14 protein-coding genes are annotated in these 17,971 nt (G+C 60.2%); 3 read left to right on the plus strand and 11 right to left on the minus strand.

What is annotated here, in order from left to right:
* Positions 1 to 52 precede the first annotated feature (52 nt).
* On the minus strand, positions 53 to 925 hold the full coding sequence (locus G5182_RS02770) for an NERD domain-containing protein (RefSeq protein ID WP_421223671.1): 873 nt from the start codon (positions 923 to 925) through the stop codon (positions 53 to 55).
* Positions 926 to 1,182: 257 nt separating this feature from the next.
* Here G5182_RS02770 and katG point away from each other — a divergent pair, with 257 nt between their 5' ends.
* Positions 1,183 to 3,369 carry a catalase/peroxidase HPI gene (katG, locus tag G5182_RS02775; protein ID WP_421254164.1) on the plus strand — a complete coding sequence of 729 codons (2,187 nt, stop codon included), beginning with the start codon at positions 1,183 to 1,185 and terminating at the stop codon, positions 3,367 to 3,369.
* Between the two features lie 106 nt (positions 3,370 to 3,475).
* Here katG and G5182_RS02780 read toward each other — a convergent pair whose 3' ends face one another.
* A complete protein-coding gene (locus G5182_RS02780; protein ID WP_227343024.1) occupies positions 3,476 to 4,393 on the minus strand; it encodes an autotransporter domain-containing protein in 918 nt (305 codons plus the stop codon).
* 292 nt (positions 4,394 to 4,685) lie between these two features.
* On the opposite strand from G5182_RS02780, the gene G5182_RS02785 reads away from it, so the two are divergent.
* Both G5182_RS02785 and G5182_RS02790 read left to right on the plus strand, forming a co-directional pair.
* Entirely contained in the window at positions 4,686 to 6,659 is a 1,974-nt protein-coding gene (locus G5182_RS02785) for a methyl-accepting chemotaxis protein (RefSeq protein WP_421254165.1), read from the plus strand.
* A gap of 68 nt (positions 6,660 to 6,727) precedes the next feature.
* Entirely contained in the window at positions 6,728 to 7,603 is an 876-nt protein-coding gene (locus G5182_RS02790; RefSeq protein ID WP_005337611.1) for a flagellar protein MotY, read from the plus strand.
* Positions 7,604 to 7,687: 84 nt separating this feature from the next.
* On the opposite strand, the gene gloA is transcribed toward G5182_RS02790, so the two are convergent.
* The 9 genes from gloA to G5182_RS02835 form a co-directional block, all read right to left on the minus strand.
* Positions 7,688 to 8,101 (minus strand): lactoylglutathione lyase, encoded by a 414-nt coding sequence (gloA, locus tag G5182_RS02795; RefSeq protein ID WP_005337610.1) that lies wholly within the window; start codon positions 8,099 to 8,101, stop codon positions 7,688 to 7,690.
* Positions 8,102 to 8,272: 171 nt separating this feature from the next.
* A complete protein-coding gene (nth, locus tag G5182_RS02800) occupies positions 8,273 to 8,914 on the minus strand; it encodes an endonuclease III (protein WP_042080150.1) in 642 nt (213 codons plus the stop codon).
* A gap of 13 nt (positions 8,915 to 8,927) precedes the next feature.
* Positions 8,928 to 9,689: an electron transport complex subunit E gene (locus tag G5182_RS02805; protein WP_019445996.1), complete on the minus strand. Its 762-nt coding sequence runs from the start codon at positions 9,687 to 9,689 to the stop codon at positions 8,928 to 8,930.
* A gap of 15 nt (positions 9,690 to 9,704) precedes the next feature.
* Complete coding sequence (gene rsxG, locus G5182_RS02810) at positions 9,705 to 10,337, minus strand: electron transport complex subunit RsxG (protein WP_005359614.1); 633 nt, start codon at positions 10,335 to 10,337, stop codon at positions 9,705 to 9,707.
* A 43-nt stretch (positions 10,338 to 10,380) separates the two neighbouring features.
* On the minus strand, positions 10,381 to 11,433 hold the full coding sequence (gene rsxD, locus G5182_RS02815) for an electron transport complex subunit RsxD (RefSeq protein ID WP_005337606.1): 1,053 nt from the start codon (positions 11,431 to 11,433) through the stop codon (positions 10,381 to 10,383).
* Positions 11,434 to 11,444: 11 nt separating this feature from the next.
* The gene (gene rsxC / locus G5182_RS02820) at positions 11,445 to 14,177 is read right to left on the minus strand and encodes an electron transport complex subunit RsxC (protein WP_421254166.1); all 2,733 of its coding nucleotides are present in this window, start codon (positions 14,175 to 14,177) and stop codon (positions 11,445 to 11,447) included.
* A gap of 14 nt (positions 14,178 to 14,191) precedes the next feature.
* A complete protein-coding gene (gene rsxB, locus G5182_RS02825) occupies positions 14,192 to 14,770 on the minus strand; it encodes an electron transport complex subunit RsxB (protein WP_005350799.1) in 579 nt (192 codons plus the stop codon).
* Between the two features lie 2 nt (positions 14,771 to 14,772).
* Positions 14,773 to 15,354 carry an electron transport complex subunit RsxA gene (gene rsxA / locus G5182_RS02830; RefSeq protein WP_005337600.1) on the minus strand — a complete coding sequence of 194 codons (582 nt, stop codon included), beginning with the start codon at positions 15,352 to 15,354 and terminating at the stop codon, positions 14,773 to 14,775.
* 202 nt (positions 15,355 to 15,556) lie between these two features.
* Positions 15,557 to 17,971 (minus strand): DUF2357 domain-containing protein, encoded by a 2,415-nt coding sequence (locus tag G5182_RS02835; RefSeq protein WP_421254167.1) that lies wholly within the window; start codon positions 17,969 to 17,971, stop codon positions 15,557 to 15,559.

Consider the following 17,971-nt stretch of genomic DNA (forward strand, 5'->3'; position numbering starts at 1 on the left):
GGCGGCCAATTGGCCGCCCTTGATGTCAGGTGAGTTTCCCTTGTGTGGCTGTTCATGCCTTGCTGTTCCCCGTGAGATTTACAATGGATCTGCATTTGGGGTATCCACTGCATCCCCAAAACCGATTGCCTCGGTTATCCCCCCGTTTGGCGGTACGCAATACCATCGGGTTGCCGCATCTGGGGCATAGTGGATTTGCTTGAGGGCTCGATTCGGTGATGGTGGGCGCGGCGTTCACCACCTGATTGACGACAGGCATTGCAGCTACGGATAAAGGTGGGTGGGGAACCTCGCTGTGACGTGCTTTCAACTGCGCCACATGCTGGTTATGGGTCTGCCAATTGGCGGCCAGTCGTCCCCGCTGGATGCTGTCGATCACTTTGGTGACGTCGGCAGAGGTCAACACCTGCGTGGTTTTACTCTTGATATAGCGAATAAGCCCACGGTTCATCACGTTATCCGGCATGGGGGTTTTAAAGGTGCAGTCGCCAATAAAGTAGATAATTGAATGGAGCTGATGATCAGCAAGACCCAGCAAGGATTTGAGCGTCATCAGGTGCAGATAGTTTTGGCGCAGGGGATTTTGAAAGGTATGTCTGCGGCGATAGAGCTGCTGGGTCCAGCTCTTGTGGGCTGGATTGCCAAATATCCACCCCTTGATGTTCTTGGTCTCGATCACAAACAGCCCGAAGCGCGAGACGATCACATGATCGATCTGGGTAGTGCCCTGCGGGGTCGGCAGGGTCACGTTCTTGAGCAGGTGGTACTCCCGCTTGTCGAGAAAGAGCCGGATGCCCAAGTTGATAAATGCCTCCCCAACCATCCCCTTGAACCTGGGCGTTTTGATCAGGGTGGCCAGCAACAGCAGGGGCAGCAGATACCAGAGCTGGCCCAGCAGAACCGCAATAACGGGTGTGAAGTCCATTTCAACGCTGTCGTCTGATGTGCAATGGCAACATGTTAACAGTGGGTTCAACAAGCGTGTGTGATCTATGCCACTACTACTCTGCAAGCGCCTGCATTGTTCTGTTTGTTACCCGGTGACGAGATAGTTCAATCGCAAAACCAGATTGAATTGAACTTTTTTATTCGGTTTTTTAAGTGACTAGTGGGGGGTAGGCTAGTCTCTACTGCGAAGCGAAGGGTTTCGCCGTCATTATGACCACAATGAGGATCTGATAGATGGACAAACACGCTAGCGGGGCCGGTCAGTGCCCCTTTGCCCACGGTGCCAATACCTCTGCCAGCCAGGAGCATCAAGTCTGGTGGCCCAATGCCCTCAACCTCGACATCCTGCACCAGCATGACAGCAAGACCAATCCGATGGATGAGACTTTCGATTATCCCGATGCCTTCAACAGCCTCGATTACGATGCCCTCAAGGCAGATCTGCATGCCCTGATGACCGACAGCCAGCCTTGGTGGCCGGCAGACTGGGGTCACTATGGCGGCCTGATGATCCGCATGGCCTGGCACTCCGCCGGCAGCTATCGCGCTACCGACGGGCGCGGCGGTGCCAACACCGGCAACCAGCGCTTCGCCCCCCTCAACAGTTGGCCTGACAACGGCAACCTCGACAAGGCACGCCGTCTGCTGTGGCCGATCAAACAGAAGTACGGCAACAAGATTTCCTGGGCTGACCTGATGATCCTGGCGGGCAACGTCGCCTATGAGTCCATGGGGCTCAAGACCTTCGGCTTTGCCGGTGGCCGCGAGGATATCTGGCATCCGGAAAAAGATGTCTACTGGGGTTCCGAGAAGGAGTGGCTGGCACCGAGCGGTAGCGAAGGGAGCCGTTACAGCGGCGAACGGGATCTGGAGAACCCGCTGGCCGCGGTGATGATGGGGCTGATTTACGTCAACCCGGAAGGGGTGGATGGCAATCCCGATCCCCTGAAAACCGCCCACGACATGCGCGTCACCTTTGCCCGTATGGGAATGAATGACGAAGAGACCGTCGCCCTCACCGCCGGTGGCCACACCGTCGGCAAGGCCCACGGCAACGGCAGCGCAGCCAAACTGGGACCAGCCCCCGAAGGGGCGGATGTGCACGAACAGGGGCTTGGCTGGATCAACCACGAGAGCCGCGGTATCGGCCGTGATACGGTGACCAGCGGGATCGAAGGTGCCTGGACCAGCAACCCGACCCGCTGGGACAACGGCTACTTCAAGATGCTGCTGGGCCACGACTGGTGGCTCAAGAAGAGCCCGGCCGGTGCTTGGCAGTGGGAGCCCGTCGCCATCAAGGAGGAAGATCGTCCGGTGGACGTGGAAGACCCCTCTATCCGCTGCAACCCCATCATGACCGATGCGGACATGGCGCTGCGTTTTGACCCCGTCTATCGGGAGATCTCCGAGCGCTTTGCCGCGGATCAAGCGCTCTTCTCCGACGCCTTTGCCCGCGCCTGGTTCAAGCTTACCCACCGCGACATGGGGCCGCGCAGCCGCTATCTGGGGCCAGAAGTGCCGAGCGAAGTCATGGTGTGGCAGGATCCGGTTCCGGCGGTGGATTACCAGCTCTCTGACAAAGAGGTTAGTGAGATCAAGGCCAAACTGCTGGCCTGCGGCGTGGCGCCAACCGATTTGATCGCCACCGCATGGGACAGTGCCCGCACCTTCCGCGGCTCCGATTATCGCGGTGGTGCCAACGGTGCTCGCATCCGTCTCGCGCCGATGAAAGAGTGGGAAGGCAACGAGCCCGCTCGCCTCGAGAAGGTGCTCAACGCCCTGATCGCCCTGCAGGCCTCCCTGAGCAAGCCGGTCAGCATCGCCGACCTGATTGTGCTGGGTGGCAGCGCAGCGGTGGAGCAGGCGGCCAAACTGGCTGGCGTCGATATCGTCGTTCCCTTTGCGCCGGGCCGCGGCGATGCCAGCGCCGAACAGACCGATGCCGAGTCGTTCGCCTTCCTCGAGCCGGTTCACGATGGTTTCCGCAACTGGCAGAAGGGGCACTACAAGGTGCAGCCGGAGGAGATGCTGCTCGACCGTGCCCAGTTGCTGGGGCTTACCGCCCGCGAGATGACTGTGCTGGTCGGCGGTATGCGGGTGCTTGGCACCAACCATGGCGGGTCGGCCCACGGCGTCTTTACCGACCGGGTCGGTGTGCTCAGCAACGACTTCTTCGTCAACCTGACCGACATGGCCTATAGCTGGCAGCCGACTGGCCGCAACAGTTACCAGATCGTGGATCGCCAGAGTGGTGCGGTGAAGTGGACTGCTACCCGGGTTGATCTGGTGTTTGGCTCCAACTCGGTGCTGCGTGCCTACGCCGAGGTCTATGCCCAGCAAGATGGCAAGGAGAAGTTCGTCCGAGACTTCGTCAAGGCCTGGGTCAAGGTGATGAACAATGACCGTTTCGATCTGAAATAAGTCACTTCAACCCCAATGAGAACGCCAGCCGCAAGGCTGGCGTTTTTTATGGTGGCGGTGATAGCTGCATGATGCGACTCGGAGGATGCCCCTCTGGCAGCCCGGGTTAGAAGCTCATGGCCAGCCCGATGGAATAACCGCTGGTGTTGTGGCTGAACATGTAGCGGGCAACCAGCCGGGTACGGGTGACAATGATGTCGTACTTGCTGCTGTCCAGCTCCAGACCGGCGCCGATGGAGTTGAGGGAGTCAAAGCCAAGCAACCCCCGTTGCTCCCCCAGATATGCGGTATGAGCCCCCTCCAGTACATAGCGCACCGGTCTGTCGAGCAGGGTCCAGTGGAACAGCGGGGCGCGGCGGCGCAGATAGAGGCCGAGGTTCTCCGCCTCGGCGTGACCACGGACGCTGGTCGAGGTGCCGCCAAAGCTCTGCAGGTGCTGATAGGAGTAGCGCAGTTCGGCATCTATGTCCTGGGCCGGTGAAAAGAGTTCGTAATCGAGCATCAGCGAGCCACCCAGCCCGTACATATTGAGCTGACCCCCATCGAGAAAGTCCAGCGAGTAGCCCTTGGTACGATCCAGCAGCCAGTTGCCGATCCGCAGGTCACTGGCCATGGTACCGAGCGAGACGTTGGCTATGGGGCGCAGCACCCAGTGGCCGCCACGCGGATCTTTGTGAAGGGTGACATCCCAGCCGATCCCGCCCGAGGCGGTCAGGCTATTCCACTTGGTCGGTATGGTGCGACTTTCGGTACCATTGCTTATCACAAACTGGGGGTCGTAGCGGCTGTAGCCCAGCGCCCCCTCCAGATAGATGGGCACGGCTTCGCTCAGGGTTGCGCCGCCTCCCAGTTGCCCCATGTTGAGCGCAGAAGATTGGCCAGTGCTGCTGCCGATGTCCAGGTTGCTGGCGGTGATGTCCGGCACCACGCTGAAAGTCATCAGCGAGATCACCGCATTGGCCCGTTTTTGCGCCCAGTCCTCCTCCTGATCGTCAAGGTTGTTACTGGCCGCGAGTGACGCCATGGGCAGGGTCGCCGCGAAGAGGGCGCAACCCAGACGGTAAAGCGGGCAGAGCGGGTGTTTCATGGCTGGATTCCCCAAACAAGCGACCTCCTGTCGCCCTGATCTACTGTAGCGAGTTTCTCTCTGGCTGTCTCGACCTGACCATTGGGCTGGGCTATGGGGGGGCTGCGTGGCCATCTACAGAAAATGGTTGATGCAGCTCATGGTTCTGGCCAATGGCAGATGTCGTCAGCGGCATAAGCGAGCAGGCCGGATATAATCAACGCGTTGATAAAAATGACAGGAGTGCGGGATGAACAGACTCGGATTGGCCGGCAAGATGTTGCTGGCAATTTGCCTGCCGTTATTGGCGCTGCTGTTTTTCGCCAGCCACTACGCATACGACAGATATCGGGTGACCCATGAGATGACGCAAGCCCTGCAGCAGCTGACTGTGGTCGAACGCAGCGCCCAGTTGGTGCACGAGCTGCAAAAGGAGCGTGGCATGTCGGCGGGGTTTATCGGCTCTGAAGGGCGCAAATTTGCAGATGCCCTGCCACGTCAGCGGCAACAGGTTGATGAAGCCATTCATCGCTTTCAGGGGTTGGAGAGGGGGGTTGCCCACGAGCAGGTGGATCTGGCTTTGCGCGAGTTGATGGGGATCCGCAATCAGGTGGACAAACTGGCCATAGAGGCCCCGCGTCAGGTCGCCTTTTATAGCCAGTTGATTGCTTCTCTGCTCAAGGTCGTGGATGAGATTAGTCTGCGTAGCCAGGATGCCGCTATTGCCTTGCAGACCAATGCCTACGCCGCATTTTTGCAAAACAAGGAGCGTATGGGGATGGAGCGGGCGACCCTCAGCAATGTCTTTGCCAAAGGGAGTTTCACCCCGGCTACCTTGCAGCAATTTATGTCCCTGCTCGCTGCCCAGCAGAGCTATCTGGAGCGTTTTCGCGCCGTGGCAAGCGAGCCGCAGCGACGCCTGCTTGAGCAAATTGAGAAGAGTCCGGTGATGGCAGAGGTCGCGAAATATGAGCAGCTCGCCCTGGGCAAGATGACCGAGGGGAGCTTTGGCGTCGATCCGGAGCGCTGGTTTGCCGTGAGCACCGAGAAGATCGACCAGCTCAAACAGGGCGAAGATCAGCTCTTCCAGCAGTTGTTCGAACGGGTTGAGCAGATGCAGGGAGAGAGTCAGCGCAACTTCTGGTGGGGGGCTATGGCGGTTCTGTGCTGCCTGCTGTTGACTACCCTCATCAGTTGGAAGGTGCTGCGGGATGTGCATCTGGGCTTCGTCGCTCTGCATCGCACCTTTTCACGGCTCGTCAATGACAATGATCTGACGGTGAGGGTCAACTGGCAATCGGGTGACGAGCTTGGGGCATTGGCGCGGGATCTCAACCACTTTCTGCAGCATCTGGAAGGCTTGTTGCTGGAGGTGCGCCGCTCCTGTGAGATATTGACCCGTAGTGCCAGCAACTCCAGCGAGGTGATTGCCGAAGTGAATGAAGGTGTGGTGCGTGGCGTCGGTCAGGTTGAACTGGTTGCCACCGCCGCAACGGAAATGGCTTCGACGGTGGCCGAAATTGCTCGCAATGCGACCCAGACCTCACTGGCGACCCAGCAGGCCATTGGCCGTGCCCGGCAGGGGGACAAGGAGGTGGATCAGACTATCGCCGCCATCGAGCAGGTGGCCGGCACCCTCGACGAGACCCGGCTGTTGGTCAACAACCTGCATCAGGATACCGAGTCCGCCGTCGAGGCACTCAACCTCATCAAGCAGATCTCCGATCGCACCAATCTGTTGGCCCTCAATGCCGCCATTGAGGCAGCCCGTGCCGGTGAGTCGGGGCGCGGCTTTGCCGTGGTCGCCGATGAGGTTCGTTCACTGGCTGCCCGTACCCAGCAGGCGGCAGATGATATCGAACAGATGCTCTCCCGTTTGCGGGCTGGAGCCCTTCAGGCGGTGGTGGCCATGCAGTCGGGCAGCGAGCAGGCGGGCCTCAGTGTCAGTGAAGCGCAGCGGGCGGGTCACGAGCTGACCGACATCGTCAATGAGGTGCGCAAGGTGAGTGACATGACGGCGCAGGTGGCTACCGCAACCGAGCAGCAGCGCTACGTAACGGACGATATCCAGCACAACGTAATGACCATCCGCGAAGTGTACGAGGCCCATCGCCAGCACTCGGTCACCCTGCAGCAGAATAGTGTCGAACTGGATCAGTTGGCACGGGAGCTGGCTGGACGAATTGCCAGCTTCAAGTTGATAGAGAGAGCCTCTCCCCACTGATCCATTTGCGCTAAAGCTTGTCCCTCCCTGGCCGATACCCCTTGTGAGATCGTGTGGAGGACAAGCAATTGAACGCTTGGGTGTTGGGGTTGGTCAGCATATCCGTGAGTATGCAGTTACAGGCTGGGGTCACCGAATTTGGTGCCGGTCTGGATCAATCCGTCTGGCGTTTGACCTCCGATACCCAGATTGAGTGTCGCCTCGAGCATCCTATTCCCAACTGGGGAACGGGGGCCTTTGTCAGCCGCGCCGGTCGCAAGATCAACCTCGACTTCGAGCTCAAGGGCAAGCGGCCACAGGCCCAGACCCAGACGGTGAGCCTTGGCATCATGCCGCCGGTATGGCGCCCAGGGATAGCCGGGCGAGAAGTGAGTCAACTGCGCTTCTATCAGCAGTTCGATGGGCTGGTGGAGGGGCAAACCGCCTGGACCATGCTCGACGAGCTGGAGGGGGGGCGGATGCCGACCTTCCAGTATCGGGACTGGTATCGCCAGAACCGCGCGGTGCGAGTGTCGCTGTCGTCTGTCAACTTTCGGGTCAAATATCAAGCTTTTATCGACTGTCTGAGCGGACTCTTGCCCTACAGCTTTAACGATATCGCCTTTAGCGTGCTCACCTACGACAAAAACAGCGATCAGCTCTCCATCCCCTCCAAGCGGCGGCTGGCGATGATCAGCGAGTTTATCAAGGCGGACAAGAGCATCGATGTGGTGGTAATTGACGCCTACAGCGACAGCTATGGCGGCCGTTGGCCGAACCTGAAACTCTCCGAGAAGCGGGCCGATGCCATCAAGAAGGTGTTTGTCGATCTGGGGATCGATCCCGGCAAGATCTCGGTGGAGGGGCATGGCGAGAAGCAGCACGTCGCCTCCAACGAAACCGAACAGGGGCGTGCCAAGAACCGGCGGGTGGTGATCAGCATGGGGCGCAATGGCGAGATCTAGTGCTGTCCCCGGCAAAGAGGCATAAAAAAGAGCGCAGATGCGCTCTTTTTTGATCCTGCCATTCGGCAGCGGGATTAGGGCAGCTTAGAAGCTGTCACCGAGGCCAGTACCGGCATCTTTCTTGGCAATCAGTTCAATCTTGTAACCGTCCGGATCTTCGACGAAGGCGATGACGGTGGTGCCGCCCTTGACCGGGCCCGGCTCACGAGTGATCTTGGCACCGGCGGCGCGCAGTGCTTCGCAGGTGGCATAGATGTCGTCCGCTTCCAGCGCGATGTGGCCGTAGGCGGAGCCCAGTTCGTACTCGCTCACCCCCCAGTTGTAGGTCAGCTCGATCACCGCTTCATCCTTCTCGTCACCGTAGCCGACGAAGGCCAGGGTGTACTTGTACTCGCTGTTCTCGCTCTTGCGCAGCAGCTTCATGCCGAGGACGCGGGTGTAGAAGTCGATGGAGCGTTGCAGATCGCCGACACGCAGCATGGTATGCAGAATTCTCATTGCTCAGTTCTCCGGGTTGGTGATGTGTACTGCTTTCAATCTCGGTTGCGAGGCTATCAGCTTTCTGGATAGACCTTCTCTTTGTATTCGCAGAGGTCCTCGATGATACAGGAACCACTGCAGCGGATGTTTGCGAGCGAGACAGGTAGGACGGTTGTGGCGCCCAGTCATTCAGCTCTCTGGATAGACCTTCTCTTTGTATTCGCACAAGTCCTCGATGATACAAGAACCACAACGGGGCTTGCGAGCCAGACAGGTGTAACGCCCGTGCAGGATCAGCCAGTGGTGGACATCCAGCTTGAACTCGGCGGGTACCACTTTGAGCAGCTTCTCCTCCACCTGATCCACGTTCTTGCCCACCGCAAAACCGGTACGGTTCGAGACCCGGAAGATATGGGTATCGACGGCGATGGTGGGCCAGCCAAAGGCGGTGTTGAGCACCACGTTGGCGGTCTTGCGACCGACGCCCGGCAGGGCTTCCAGCGCTTCGCGGTTCTCCGGCACCTCGCCGCCGTGGCGCTCCAGCAAGATGGCGCAGGTCTTGATGACGTTCTCGGCCTTGGTGTTGAAGAGGCCAATGGTCTTGATGTACTCCTTGAGCCCGTCCACCCCGAGCTCCAGCATCGCTTGCGGGGTGTTGGCCACCGGATAGAGCTTATCGGTCGCCTTGTTGACGCTGACATCGGTCGCCTGCGCCGAGAGCAGCACGGCGATCAACAGCTCGAATGGCGAGTTGAAATTGAGCTCTGTGGTGGGGTGCGGGTTGTTTTCCCGCAGCCGCTCGAGGATCTCTCTGCGTTTCTGGTTGTTCATGCCTTGCGTCCAATCATAGCTCGGTCGCCCGGACGCGGGCCGGGGCAACGTTGCAGTGGGCTACGGTAGCTGCCTGTTTGCGGTCCCGCCAGTCGTTGATGGCGTTCTTGGCGGCGATCAGCAGCCCCAGCCCGATGAAGCCGCCCGGCGGCAAAATCGCCAGCAGCAGGCTGGCATCGGCGTGGAACAGCTCGATGCGCAGGGATTTGGCCCACTCGCCCAGCAGCAGCTCGGCACCATCAAACAGGGTGCCCATGCCGATGATCTCGCGCATGCCGCCCAGTACCAGCAGCACCAGAGTAAAGCCAAGGCCCATCATCAGGCCGTCGAGGGCTGCCAGCAGCGGCGGGTTCTTGGAGGCATAGGCCTCGGCACGGCCGATGATGACGCAGTTGGTGACGATCAGGGCGATAAAGATGCCGAGTGCCTGATAGAGGCCATAGGTGTAGGCGTTCATCAGCAGCTGTACGCTGGTCACCAGCGAGGCGATGATCATCACATAGACCGGGATGCGAATATCCTTCGGCACCCAGTTGCGCACCAGCGAGACGGCGAGGTTTGAGCAGACCAGCACTGCCATGGTGGCAAGGCCCAGCCCCAGCGCATTGGTAAAGGTGGAGGAGACGGCGAGGGTCGGGCAGAGCCCCAGCACCTGCACCAGCGAGGGGTTGTTCTTCCACAGCCCCTGACTCATCAGCTCCTTGAGCTCGCCCTTGCGGCTTTCCAGCTCGGCAAGCGGGGTTGCGCCCGTTTCAATCTGTTCCATCTGGTTCATGATGGCTCGACTCCGTTAGTTCGCCGCCGGACAAGCCGGGGCGTTGCTGAGCAGTTCGGGTTGCTCCTGCTGCAGTTTAAGCAGGTTCTTCACCGCCTTGACCACGGCTCGCGGGGTGATGGTGGCGCCGGTAAAGGCATCGAACTCGCCGCCATCCTTCTTCACCGCCCACTGGGGCTCGTTGTCATGGGTCAGGAATTTTCCGGCAAAGCTGTTGATCCAGTCCGATTTCTTCAGCTCGATCTTGTCACCAAGGCCCGGGGTCTCGTTGTGAGCGAGCACGCGCACGGCTGTGATGGTGCCCTTGGCATCAAAGCCCGCCACGATGCGGATCGCCCCGCTGTAACCATCCGGCGCGATCGCCTCCAATGCATAGCCGGTCACCACGCCATTTTTGCTGGCGGTATAGAGGGCTTGCGGCTGATCGCTGCCGAGATACTTCCTGCTGGTCACCTGCTTGCAGCTGGCCACCAGATCGTTGTCATAGCTCCCCTCTGGCAGCAATACCGAGAGGGTCTGCTGTTTCTCCAGCTGTTGCTGGTGGGCGATTTTATCCTTGGTCAGCTCGTTGGTCAGTACCACCAGCGCGGTACAGCCGAGCGCGAACATCGCCAGAATAAGGCCGTTCTTGCGCATGCTCTTTAACATGTCCGGGCTCCGTCAGCTGTGATGGGGGAAAAGGGCAGAAACATCATTGGCGACGAGCTCCATACACTTTCGGGCGAGTCAGACTGTCAATAAAGGGTACGCAAAGGTTGGCCAGCAGCACGGCGAAGGCGAACGCATCCGGATAGCCGCCAAAGCGGCGAATGATGTAGACCAGCACCCCGATCAGCACGCCATAGACCAGTCGGCCGCGCGGTGTGGTGCAGGCGCTGACCGGATCGGTGGCGATAAAGAAGGCCCCCAGCATAGTGGCGCCGCTAAAGAGATGGAACATGGGCGTGGCAGTCGCATCCGGGCTCACCAGATAGCCGATGGTGGAGGCCGCCAGCAGGGCACCGAGAATGGCGGTCGGAATGCGCCAGTTGATCACCTTCTGTTGCAGCAGGAAGAGGCCGCCCAGCAGATAGCCGAGGTTGACCCAGCTCCAGCCGATGCCGCCCCAACCCTCGAACAGCGGGCCGCTCAGGATCTCGCCGGTGGTGAGCCCCTGAGTCAGGCCGGTTTTCAGGGTATCGAGGGGGGTCGCCATGGTGAGACCATCCACCCCCTGCTTGAGCTGGGCCATGCTGTAGCCGTCGAGGCTAAAGCCGGTGAAGATCACCGACGCCGCATCACCAAAACCGAGGCTGTAGGCGCGCACGCTCTCCGGCGGCAGCCAGCTGGTCATCTGCACCGGGAAGGAGACCAGCAGCAGCACATAGGCGACCATGGCCGGGTTGAACAGGTTCTGACCCAGTCCGCCGTAAAGGTGTTTGGCGACAATGATGGCAAAGGCCGTGCCCACCACCAGCATCCACCATGGCAGCAGCGGCGGCAGGGAGAGACCGATCAGCACGGCGGTGAGCGCCGCACTGCCATCCATCAGGGCAGGCTTGATGGCGCGGCCACGGAGCTTGAGCACCAGCGCCTCGCACAGCAACGCGGTCACCAGCGCCAGCAGGATCTGGATAAAGGAGCCCCAGCCGAAGAACCAGGTCTGGGCCAGCAAGCCCGGCACGCAGGCCAGGATCACCAGCAGCATCAGGGTTCGGGTCTGTTTGCGGTTATGGGCAAACGGCGCAGTCGCAATATTGAACATGAGTCTGTCGATTACCTTGTGGTTGTTCGGTCGGCTGACGGGGCATCTTCAGCGGCGGTTTCGGCAGCTCTGGCCGCCTCTGCCGCCAGCTTCTTCGCCTTGGCGCGGGCCACCGCGGCTGCAATGGCCGCTTTTTTCGGATCAACCAGGGCGTCAGCCGCAGGGGCGTTCGCTTCCGGCGCGGCAGTGACGGCAAGTGGTTGCTCACTGCTGGCTGCATCGCTTTGCATCGGCTCGGCCGGTGCGCGCTCACCCTCAGTTTCGGCTCTATCTACCTGAGTAGCGGCACTTTCTACCTCTGCACTGGTACTTGCTACTTCAGCACCGGCACTTTCGCCCTGCTGGGCCAGCTTTTTGGCCTTGGCCCGGGCGATGGCAGCGGCGATAGCGGCCTTCTTGGGATCGACCGCTGCACTTGCAGCCGTATCGCTTTGGCTGGTGGTTACTTCGCTCTTGGCTACCGCCACGTCGCGGGTCTGTGCGCTGGCAGCTGGCTCACTCTGCGCACCTTCAGCACCGGCACTCTCGCCCTGCTGGGCCAGCTTTTTGGCCTTGGCGCGGGCAATGGCAGCAGCGATAGCAGCTTTCTTGGGATCAACCGCTTCGCTGGCCGCAGATGGCGCATCACTTTGGGTTGCAGCGGATTCGCTGGCGCCAGCATTTGCAGTCAGATCGCCCTCAGCGCTGTCACCCTGCTGGGCGGCCTTCTTGGCCTTGGCCCGGGCGATGGCGGCAGCAATTGCCGCTTTTTTGGGATCGACAGGGGCATCATTTTGCGTGTTGACCTCGGCTGCCGTGCCCTTGGCAGCGCTTACCGGTCCACCATTCGCCTCGGCCTTTTTGGCCTTGGCGCGGGCAATGGCGGCAGCAATCGCCGCCTTTTTCGGATCAACCTCTGCTTTTTGCTGATCAGCATCTACCGCTGGGGCAGCAACGGCTTCGGCAGTCACAGGCTCGGCGCTCTCGCCAGCCTGAGCGGCTTTCTTGGCCTTGGCGCGGGCCAGTGCGGCGGCGATGGCCGCTTTCTTGGGATCGCTGGCGAGGTCAACCGCCTCGGCGGGTTGCGCCGCAGCGGCAGTGTCGCTGTTTGCGTTCTCTGCCAGCTTGGCGGCGCGGCGCGCCTCCGCTTCCCGTTTGCGGGCTTCGCGGGCGGCAATCACCGCGCTGTTGTCAGGCAAGCCCTCGGCGGTGGTGGCAATGGCTGTGATGGGCGCATCCTGCTTGGCCTTGATGCGGGCCAGTGCCGCTGCCACCGGATCTTCCCCGCCTGCGGCCGTCATGGTCTGACGGCGCTGGGCGGCGGCTTCGGCGTGGCGCGCTTCGCGGGCTGCTTTCTCCCGCTCGAAACGGGCCTGCTTGGCCTCGAAACGCTGCTTGGCGCGTTCGGCTTTCTCGGCCTCGGCGCGGGCTTCGCGAATGTCATCCTTGGCGATCTTGTAGTACTGCACCAGCGGGATCTCGCTCGGGCAGACCCAGGCGCAGGCACCGCACTCGATGCAGTCCATCAGGTTGAGCTTCTCGGCTTTGTCGTACTCCTTGGCCTTGCTGTACCAGTAGAGCTCTTGCGGCAGCAGGCTGGCCGGGCAGGCATCGGCACAGGCGCTGCAACGGATGCAGGGCTGCTCCGGGCCGGGGGCGGGCAGTTCGGCTTGCGTCGGCGCCAGCAGGCAGTTGGTCGCCTTGACCACAGGCACCATGGCGTGGGGCAGGGTAAAGCCCATCATGGGGCCCCCCATGATCACCCGCTGATCCGCCTCCGGTTGCAGCTCGAAGCGCTGCAGTAGCCAGCGCACCGGCGTACCGAGGCGCACCCAGGCGTTGCCGGGCTTCTTGAAGCTGTCGCCAGTGAGGGTGACGATCCGCTCGATCAGCGGCTCGCCGTCGATAATGGCGCGCTTGATGGCAAACACGGTGGCGACGTTGAGCACCATGATGCCGATATCGACCGCGCGCCCGCCTTTGGGCACCTGACGGCCGGTGAGCAGCTCGATGGTTTGCTTGGCACCGCCCGAGGGGTACTTGGTCGGCACCGTCTTGACCAGCACATCCTCGTCGGTGGCGTGACGGGTCAGCTCGGTGATCGCCTCGGGTTTGTTGTCTTCCACCCCGATCAGGGTGAGTTTCGGTTTGAGCAGGTGCTTGAGCACCCGGATGCCATCCATGATCTCGTCGGCGTACTGCTGCATCAGCCGATCGTCGGTGGTGATATAGGGTTCGCACTCCAGCCCGTTGACGATCAGGATCTCGGTGAGCTGGCCGCGGCCATCGAGCTTGCTGTGAGTGGGGAAGACGGCGCCGCCAAGGCCCGCTACCCCCGCCTGCTGAATGCGCTCGAGCAGCTCGCCCCGCTCCAGATTCCAGTAATCGGCTTTGCCATTGCGCTCGCCCCATTCATCTTCCCCATCCGGGGTGAGGATGACGCAGAGATCGCCGAGTCCGGAGGGGTGGGCAACCGTGTGGTTGCCAATCTCGGTGATGGTGCCCGAGGTGGAGGCATGGACAGGGACGACCCGCCCCTTGGCATAACGGGTCAGCGGCTGCCCTTTTTTGACCTTGTCGCCCACCTGCACCAGCAGATCGCCGGCGTGGCCTGCGTGCTGGCGCAGCGGAATGATGAGGCGTGGCGGCAGACCGGCGTCTACCACCGGGCTCTGGCTTGATTGCAGCTTGTTGTCGGCGGGGTGAATGCCACCGTGAAAGTCCCAGAGCGTGCCGGCTTTGATACGTTCGAGTAAGGAATGCATGGTTGCTCCGCTGTTTATTCCACTATCTTGACCGGAATCTTGCCCGGAACATGCACGTTATTGAGATCCCACTTCCAGTTATCGACCGTGGTGGGCACCGGGATCATCTCGATGCAGTCGGTCGGACAGGGATCGACACAGAGATCGCAACCGGTGCACTCGTTGGCAATCACGGTATGCATCGCCTTGGTGGCGCCGACGATGGCATCCACCGGGCAGGCCTGAATGCACTTGGTGCAGCCGATGCACTGATCTTCGTGGATAAAGGCGACCTTCTTGACCGGCACGGCGGCCTCGTCACTGCCCCCCAGCGGCTGGGGCTCGACCCCCATCAGATCGGCAATCTTGCGCATGGTGGCCTCGCCACCGGGTACGCACTTGTTGATCTGATCGCCGTTGGCGAGCGCCTCGGCGTAGGGTTTGCAGCCGGGATAGCCGCACTGGCCACACTGGGTTTGCGGCAGCAGGGCATCGAGCTGGTCGACGATGGGGTCTGCTTCCACATGAAACTTGACGGCGGCAAAGCCCAGGATAATCCCGAACGCCAGCGCCAGCAGGGTGAGCACCAGAATGGCAAAGAGAATATGGATCATGGTTATATCTTGATAAGGCCGGTAAAGCCCATAAAGGCCAGCGACATCAGACCGGCGGTGATCATGGCAATCGACACCCCGCGAAACGGCGCGGGTACATCGGCGGCGACCAGACGCTCACGCATGGCGGCAAACAGGATCAACACCAGCGAGAAGCCGGTCGCGGCGCCAAAGCCGTAGATCACGCTCTGGATAAAGTCGTGTCGCTCATTGATGCTGAGCAGCGCCACCCCGAGCACCGCGCAGTTGGTGGTGATGAGCGGCAGGAAGATCCCCAGCAGGCGATAGAGGGTCGGGCTGCTCTTGCGCACCACCATCTCGGTAAACTGCACCACCACGGCGATCACCAGAATAAAGGCGAGGGTGCGCAGATAGGCGATATCCAGCGGCAGCAGGATATAGTGCTCCACCAGATAGGAGCTGGCACTGGCGAGGGTCATCACGAAGGTGGTCGCCAGCCCCATGCCGATGGCGGTTTCCAGCTTGCCGGAGACTCCCATAAAGGGGCAGAGGCCGAGGAATTTCACCAGCACGAAGTTGTTAACCAGCACGGTGCCGATCAATAAAAGCAGGTACTCAGTCATCAATTACCGTCACTGAAAGTCGGGTTATCGGGGTTTGAAGGCGGGCGGTATTATCTGACGTTAGGGCCAGTTAAACAACCGCAAGGCCGCATGGTTATTATGCAACTGGATAATTTAGCCGGGGTTTTGGGCAAGATTGCGGACGGTTGTTTGGCGGCTTTGCCAGCACTTGGCTGGCAAAGCCGGGATAGCAGTCAGGTGTTCAGGCTGGATGTGTGCGCAATAACTCCCCGTAATAATCCGGCAGTGCCGAAAATCCGGTCAATTCACCTTGCAATTCTGCCAGTCTGGTCAGTCTCATTGCCGCTCTGAAACTTGCCGCATCCAGCTGTGTCAGAGGGTGGAGCAATGAAATAGAGGGCCCCAGCTCCAGCAACCAGTAAGGATTCACATTCCCCCCAGCCAGCGGTGTACCTGTCTGCTCTTCGGTCAATTGTTCCCTTCGCAGCTTCCGGCATGTCAGCACAGGCCAGACACGGGTTACCTCCCGTGTCTTGCCATCGGCCGCAAGGGTCGCTACGGCCAGATAGCTGATCTCGTTCATCAGCTGATCATCGTAACGAGTGGCAATGGTTTCGGCAGGGGTGTGATACCAGCGGGCAGAACCATCACGAAATGCATCGAAGTAGCTCGCCGGGCGGCTGTTTTCCGGTGCGGTCGGAATGATCAGGGTGAGATCATGGTGGCGGACCTGCTGCATCCCCAGGGTGGCAATCCGGCTGGGCTCTTCCAGATAGAAGTGGCCCGAGCGGATGGCTGGATAGCGGAACTCTTCCCCCGATTTACCCAGCTTTTGCTCAAGGAAGGTTTGCAGCCAGCAAGAGCCGCTGTGATCCTCTGCTGGCAACAGGGCAAAGGCACCGATACCAATCCGGTCGATCTCCTCCTGATAGGGATTTTTCGTTCCGGGTTGCTGGTTCATAAAGCCCGGATAGAGCGCAAAAGCGCCAAATGTGGGGCGGCTTGGTATCGGGTCATCCTGTTGCTGATAGAGCAGGGCATCCCGATAACGGTGCATCTGGTTGATGGCATCATCGGGCACCCTGTCTCTCGGGTCATCTTGAGTGCCGTTATCGACCCGGTACTTGGCATCAAACAGCCAGATAAAAGTGTCGCCACTGCCAGTGGTGGCTTCGATCAGAATGTCCGGCTTCTGGGGAACCAGCAGGGAGTGAACCGGCTTGTTGGTCTTGTGAAATCTCGGTTCATGGGCCAGCTTGAGCCTTACACCGTCTGCTGTACGAAGGTACTCCCAGCAGTACTTCATCCCCTCGGCCAGCCGGGTATCCCAGCCATCGCGGGTGAAGTTAAAGGCAGGTGTTTTCACTTCGGTAAATCCCAGCGTCAGGATAATCCGGCGCACCTCGAGCACGCACCAGAGCTCGTAGAGCTGATCCATGCTGCGCACGCCGGCCACGGCATCATTTCCCAACGCATCTAGATAGAGGCGCAGTTTCTGCCAGACCCGGTAAACCGCGCTATAGCCGCTCTTTTGCTGTAGTACCAGAGACTCGCGTTGTAACACTGCCGCCGGACCTATCTCCTGCATCAGGGGGTGAGCCAGCGCCTGATCCAGCGGTTTGCTCCACGCCTTCAGACGGTCAAAAAAGGCCCTGGACAGCAGTGTGCGATCGCCCTGTTGTGTCAGCTGTTGCAGCATCCTTCCGGTGCGCTCCAGCACAAACTTGATAAAGCGGTTTTCCGGGGTATCCGTGGTCAGTTGTTTACGTTCCACCCGGTATCTGCGCTCGATACCGTTATCCAGATCCTGGCGGATCTGTTCGGCCTGCTTCGGGCGTGGCGGGCGCTTCATTCTGGCGGCCAGCAGATATTCGGTCTTGCTTTGCAGCCTGCTGTGGGGCGCATTGATGATCTGGCGGATCCCCCGCTCAAGGTCCTTGTGCAGGGCTTCGAAATGGGCAAGCCAGAGCAGGGGGAACGGTTCGGCTTTGCGCTGGCTGCGCCCCCCTTGCTGACTGGTTGCGCTGTTCAGGGTAAAACGCCAGTAGGGGTACTGCTCATCCAGCACCCGATGGATCAGCGGCACATCCCGACGGATATCCAGCTTGACCGGATAGACCTCGAACCAGAGCGTCAGCTGAATGCGAGCAGCTTTTCCTGCAGCCGATTTCGGTTGATAAGAGAAGGGGAGTGCAAGTGTGCCTACATCGTTGCCGGTATTGAATCCCCCCAGCAGCTCCTGCGATCCATGCCTGCTTTTGAAGCGAAACGACTCGCAGATCCGCTGCAGATGATGCTCCAGCCGCGGCGCATCACTTCCCTCGCTAACGCCGTGAAGAAACTCCCATTCGAATTCGTAAAAGCAGTTCTCAAACAACAGGGGGGTTGGCAGTACCAGAGCGGAGAGCGCCTGAGCATCAGGCAGCTCCAGCGGGCAACCATCAGCTTCAGCCAGAGTGATGGAAAGGGGCTGCGAGAAGCGCACAACTGGCGGTTCGTATCTGCCCGGGCTCGCTGGCAGGCCCGCGTTGCCGATCACCTGTTGATGATGGACGCGGGTAGCTTGTAACTGCCGATAACGATCCCCGACCGTCTTCTCATTGGCATAGATCCGCAAAATCCAGTCACGGCTCTGCAGGGTAAACAGGCACTCCAT

It is taken from the genome of Aeromonas sp. 600948, from assembly GCF_049174875.1.
Taxonomy (GTDB): domain Bacteria; phylum Pseudomonadota; class Gammaproteobacteria; order Enterobacterales; family Aeromonadaceae; genus Aeromonas; species Aeromonas veronii_A.

Excerpts from the sequence above, each read along its gene's own strand:
- katG (WP_421254164.1), top strand. The coding sequence starts at position 1,183 with ATGGACAAACACGCTAGCGGGGCCGGTCAGTGCCCCTTTGCCCACGGT.
- nth (WP_042080150.1), bottom strand. The coding sequence starts at position 8,914 with ATGAACAACCAGAAACGCAGAGAGATCCTCGAGCGGCTGCGGGAAAAC.
- rsxA (WP_005337600.1), bottom strand. The coding sequence starts at position 15,354 with ATGACTGAGTACCTGCTTTTATTGATCGGCACCGTGCTGGTTAACAAC.
- rsxD (WP_005337606.1), bottom strand. The coding sequence starts at position 11,433 with ATGTTCAATATTGCGACTGCGCCGTTTGCCCATAACCGCAAACAGACC.
- G5182_RS02785 (WP_421254165.1), top strand. The coding sequence starts at position 4,686 with ATGAACAGACTCGGATTGGCCGGCAAGATGTTGCTGGCAATTTGCCTG.
- rsxC (WP_421254166.1), bottom strand. The coding sequence starts at position 14,177 with ATGCATTCCTTACTCGAACGTATCAAAGCCGGCACGCTCTGGGACTTT.
- G5182_RS02805 (WP_019445996.1), bottom strand. The coding sequence starts at position 9,689 with ATGAACCAGATGGAACAGATTGAAACGGGCGCAACCCCGCTTGCCGAG.
- gloA (WP_005337610.1), bottom strand. The coding sequence starts at position 8,101 with ATGAGAATTCTGCATACCATGCTGCGTGTCGGCGATCTGCAACGCTCC.
- rsxB (WP_005350799.1), bottom strand. The coding sequence starts at position 14,770 with ATGATCCATATTCTCTTTGCCATTCTGGTGCTCACCCTGCTGGCGCTG.
- rsxG (WP_005359614.1), bottom strand. The coding sequence starts at position 10,337 with ATGTTAAAGAGCATGCGCAAGAACGGCCTTATTCTGGCGATGTTCGCG.
- G5182_RS02835 (WP_421254167.1), bottom strand. The coding sequence starts at position 17,971 with ATGGAGTGCCTGTTTACCCTGCAGAGCCGTGACTGGATTTTGCGGATC.
- G5182_RS02780 (WP_227343024.1), bottom strand. The coding sequence starts at position 4,393 with ATGGCGTCACTCGCGGCCAGTAACAACCTTGACGATCAGGAGGAGGAC.
- G5182_RS02770 (WP_421223671.1), bottom strand. The coding sequence starts at position 925 with ATGGACTTCACACCCGTTATTGCGGTTCTGCTGGGCCAGCTCTGGTAT.